The following is a 3,704-nucleotide window of genomic DNA, read 5'->3' on the forward strand; positions in this document are numbered from 1 at the left end:
CATTAACGCGGTGTCGTCTTAAACAAAATCAACATACAATAGGCTGTCGAGACTTTCTCGACAGCCTGAGAAGAAGGACTAGGCCTTCTTCTTTTACATTATCAATTAATTACTATAGCTTTGTTTCTACTACAGTGATTACACCTTGTACTTTACCACCCACAAGTTTAACAGGGGTTTTGATGGTAACATTGCGGATGCGCTCTAATACCGTATCCACATAATTATAACCAACTAGGTCTCCTGTAACTACTTTATAAAGAGGGGTAAATTGCAGTTTTGCTTGATAACCAGGCTTAACAGTTAGAGAACTAGAATAAGTATAGGAATCAGTAGTTGACCAGCCACCTCCTAGCACTTGAGTTATTGCGTCAGACCATTTAATAGAAAAGGTTATATTCGCACTTCACGTAAAACTTTTTTGCCAAGATACCATTTGGGTTACTGTGGTAGTTTTACTTTTATTTTTAATATAGTCAGTTACATCGCTTTTCTGATCTACTTGTAATCGGCTAGGATAATATACGGACTGAATTAATTTACGCTTAGAAACAAAATCAAGACCAGTATCAGCCATTGGACTAATCTTATTTCCGCTATCATAAACTTGAGCTGTGACTGTCTGTGGCTGTTCTTGAGAAAGAAGTTTTTGATACTCATTTAACGAGATTTCTTCCAAACCACTGTCTGTAGTTATGTAGGCTTTAACTACTTCGGGTTGTGAAGTAGCTGACTCACTAACAGCAATATTAGAATTAGTTACCTCAGCATTTGCAACAGATACAACTGGAACAGAAAATAGGGCTACTGATAGAGCAAACAACGCAATACTTTTCTTTTTCAAAGAAATCCCTCCAAATAATGGTTTTTGTTACCTACTTAACATATAACAATATTTACAAAAAAGGAATAGTTTTTTATAAAAAGAAAAAATATTCCTTTTTTCTATACAGGGTCTGTACGCAAACTGTACAACTCGTAAAAATCTAGTAGAATAAGGAATATGAGACGAAGATATGAGTTAACGGATGAAGAATGGAATATCCTTGAACCCCTGCTCACGCATCATGGAAATTCTCATCACGAGTGTATCGCCATTGACCCAGATGTTTGGGAAGATCATTGGTATCTTTCTGGTGGGCCTGCTGCAAATTGCTGTTTTTGCCGCTGTGGTGAGTACGAACCTCATGCTGCCGCATAACAGCGTTATCCTCAGCTCGGCCGGGCTGGATTTGTCGCAGTTGAATACCTCAGTGCTTAGCTATGGCCTGGTTTTCTACATCCTCGGTTACTTCCTGTACGCGGTATTGTTCGCCGCTGTCGGCTCTATTGTTAGTCGTACGGAAGAGTTGGGTCAGGCGATTATGCCGATTACTGTACTGTCACTGGCGGCCTTTTATATCGGCATCTTCAACATCGCCGCACCTGACACGATGTTCGTCAAGGTTGCCGGGTACATCCCATTTTTCTCGCCGACCGTCATGTTGCTGCGAATTGGTCTGGAACGGACGACCCTGCTGGAAATCTGGGTGTCCCTTGCTATTCTGGTTGCATCTATTCTGTTCTTCGGCTGGTTAGCCGCCAAAATCTACCGTACTGGCGTCTTAATGTACGGCAAACGCCCTACATTCAAAGAGCTAAGAAAGGCCATAAAGGCGTATAAAATTTAGATTTTTTAAAAATATTTGTTAGTAACCATTATAGTTGAGTTATAAAACTTCTCAAAAAAGACGTTGTTGACCACATCGGATTTGAGTCACAACCATAATCTTTCGACCGGATTCAGGTTTGGACTGTAAGGCGGCAGAAAGACGAGTTGCAGACGCGGATGCTCCTTTAAAAAAGGCTGCAACCCCGTGGCATGATGAATCCGGCTGTTGTCCAGAATCATAGCCATCTTCCCGATAGGGTACGCCGCCAGAAGATCTTGGAGGAAGCGAATAAAGGCCTCCACATCAGCCTTTTCTTCTTCACGGTGATGCACCTGTCCGGTTTCGTAGTTGATCGCTCCAAATAACTTGGCGCTTTCATGTTTGCCGTACGTTGGCACTTGGCGTTGCTTTCTGCGCGGAAACCAGTTGTATTGAAGCGCTTGATAGGAACGAATCATGGATTCGTCTTCAAACAGCCAGATGATCGATCTCTTCAGCTTCCACCTGCTTCTTAAGTTGTGCGAAAGTATGCTTGCGAAAATAAGCCTGCGCCTCCTCGTCGGCATTGGCCAGCGTATAGGTTGCTATGGTGAAGCTGACGAATTTTATTCCCGATGGTCTAGAAACAGATTCTGAAATAGTATTATTAGAAGATGTTGAGAAAGAGCTCCCCCTTCTTGTAACTAAAACTATAAAGAACTGGGAGAGCAAAATAAATTCAAATAAGTTTAATGAAAGTCTTTTTGATAGGTACCGTAAAAATCAAATGATGCTATTAAATATGGATCGAAGTACTGGTGAAACTGAGTATTGGGTTAAGTCAGGTATGATAAATTGTGAGAATTTTCAGGATTATATTGATGAATTGCTAAAGAAAGGAGTAGAGGCAAGTGGTTAAATTAAATAAAAAATTTGTTGTTACAATATTAATCTTATTTTTTTTAATCTCGGTATCTACTTTATTTACAAATAGTGAATCGCAAGGATTAATTTATGGAATACTGAGTTATCTATTATTTTTGTACAATTCAAAAATAACAAAATATGATTATATTTTTATGGGAAGTTTGGTTCTGGGAGTTATTTTAGAGTTTATTACTATATTTTATAAGAACACGGAACTGATTAATTTGTATTCTGTATTTATTAGTGGGTTAGCACTTTTTATTTATTTTAAAAAAGGAAAGAATCATGAGTAAAATTAATTTTATTGCAAGTTACGAACATTCAGAATGTGGTCTTGCATGTGTGGCTATGATGATTGATTACTTTGTCCAAGGGATATCACTGACTGAGCTTCGTGAAATATATGGGGTTCTAACAGGCGGATTTACCATTTTGTAATAGTAGAAAAGTTTAAAAATAAAAAAGTAGTAATCGTCGATCCTGCCAAAGGGAAACTGAGGATACCGACTGAGGAATTTGAAAGATCATTTTCAAATGTTATCATTTGTTCTATTGTCGAAAAAAAAAAAAGAAAAGAAGAAACGGAAAAAAAATAAGAGCTTAATGAATATAATAAAGGAAAATAGAAAAGCACTTATATGGACAATAGTGTTTTCCTTTTTGATGCAAATATTAACACTATATATTCCCATTTATATGAAGCAACTAATTGATAACTATAATAATATTGAAAATTATAGAAAGTTAGTTATAGTTTTATTTCTTATCATCGCTTTTTATTATTCTTTTAGGGCCTGTACGCAAACCTATTTAAGCCATAAACGAATAGAAAGTAGCGTCAAAAAAGTCATGAACATGTTTGCTGTTTTTTCATAGCGAGTAGCCAGGCGTCGATAGTTTTTAACTTTGTTGAAAAAGCATTCAACTAAGTGTCGCTCTTTATACGTCTCCGAATCTAGCGGACGCTTTACCCGCCGATTCCGTTTGCATGGGATCACCGGAGTAATAGCTCGGCTTTGCAAAAGCTCCAAAATGGCATTAGTATCGTAGGCGCGATCCGCTAACACTTCTCCCGGGCAAACGTCCAGTTCATGAAGAAAACGATAGCCTGTGACCGAATCGTGGTCTTGTCCTGGCGTCAATTCG

At 38.3% G+C, this 3,704-nt stretch carries 4 protein-coding genes and 3 pseudogenes; 4 read left to right on the top strand and 3 right to left on the bottom strand.

The genetic code is table 11. From position 1 onward, the window contains the following. Window positions 1–406: 406 nt before the first annotated feature. Window positions 407–844 carry a hypothetical protein gene (locus L693_RS0106800; RefSeq protein ID WP_025716624.1) on the bottom strand — a complete coding sequence of 146 codons (438 nt, stop codon included), beginning with the start codon at window positions 842–844 and terminating at the stop codon, window positions 407–409. Window positions 845–1,058: 214 nt separating this feature from the next. Here L693_RS0106800 and L693_RS0106805 point away from each other — a divergent pair. Then, window positions 1,059–1,670 (top strand): annotated as a pseudogene (locus L693_RS0106805) (ABC transporter permease); the annotation flags it as partial. Between the two features lie 89 nt (window positions 1,671–1,759). Here the strand turns inward: L693_RS0106805 and L693_RS0106810 are convergent. Next, window positions 1,760–2,252: pseudogene (locus L693_RS0106810) on the bottom strand (IS630 family transposase); the annotation flags it as partial. Here L693_RS0106810 and L693_RS0106815 point away from each other — a divergent pair. The 3 genes and pseudogenes from L693_RS0106815 (at window position 2,239) to L693_RS32340 (ending at window position 3,154) form a co-directional block, all read left to right on the top strand. Continuing rightward, window positions 2,239–2,550 (top strand): hypothetical protein, encoded by a 312-nt coding sequence (locus L693_RS0106815; RefSeq protein WP_025716625.1) that lies wholly within the window; start codon window positions 2,239–2,241, stop codon window positions 2,548–2,550. The pseudogene L693_RS0106810 and the gene L693_RS0106815 overlap by 14 nt on opposite strands. Further along, window positions 2,543–2,851: a hypothetical protein gene (locus tag L693_RS32335; protein ID WP_025716626.1), complete on the top strand. Its 309-nt coding sequence runs from the start codon at window positions 2,543–2,545 to the stop codon at window positions 2,849–2,851. Before L693_RS0106815 ends, L693_RS32335 begins: the two co-directional genes overlap by 8 nt. Window positions 2,852–2,909: 58 nt before the next feature. After that, a pseudogene (locus L693_RS32340) lies at window positions 2,910–3,154 on the top strand (cysteine peptidase family C39 domain-containing protein). Between the two features lie 210 nt (window positions 3,155–3,364). Here the strand turns inward: L693_RS32340 and L693_RS28960 are convergent. Next, on the bottom strand, window positions 3,365–3,704 hold a 340-nt coding region (locus L693_RS28960; RefSeq protein WP_081752098.1), incomplete at its 5' end, for a transposase.

Origin of the sequence: Paenibacillus sp. 1-18 (genome assembly GCF_000520755.1) — a bacterium.
GTDB classification, from domain to species: Bacteria; Bacillota; Bacilli; order Paenibacillales; family Paenibacillaceae; genus Paenibacillus; species Paenibacillus brasilensis.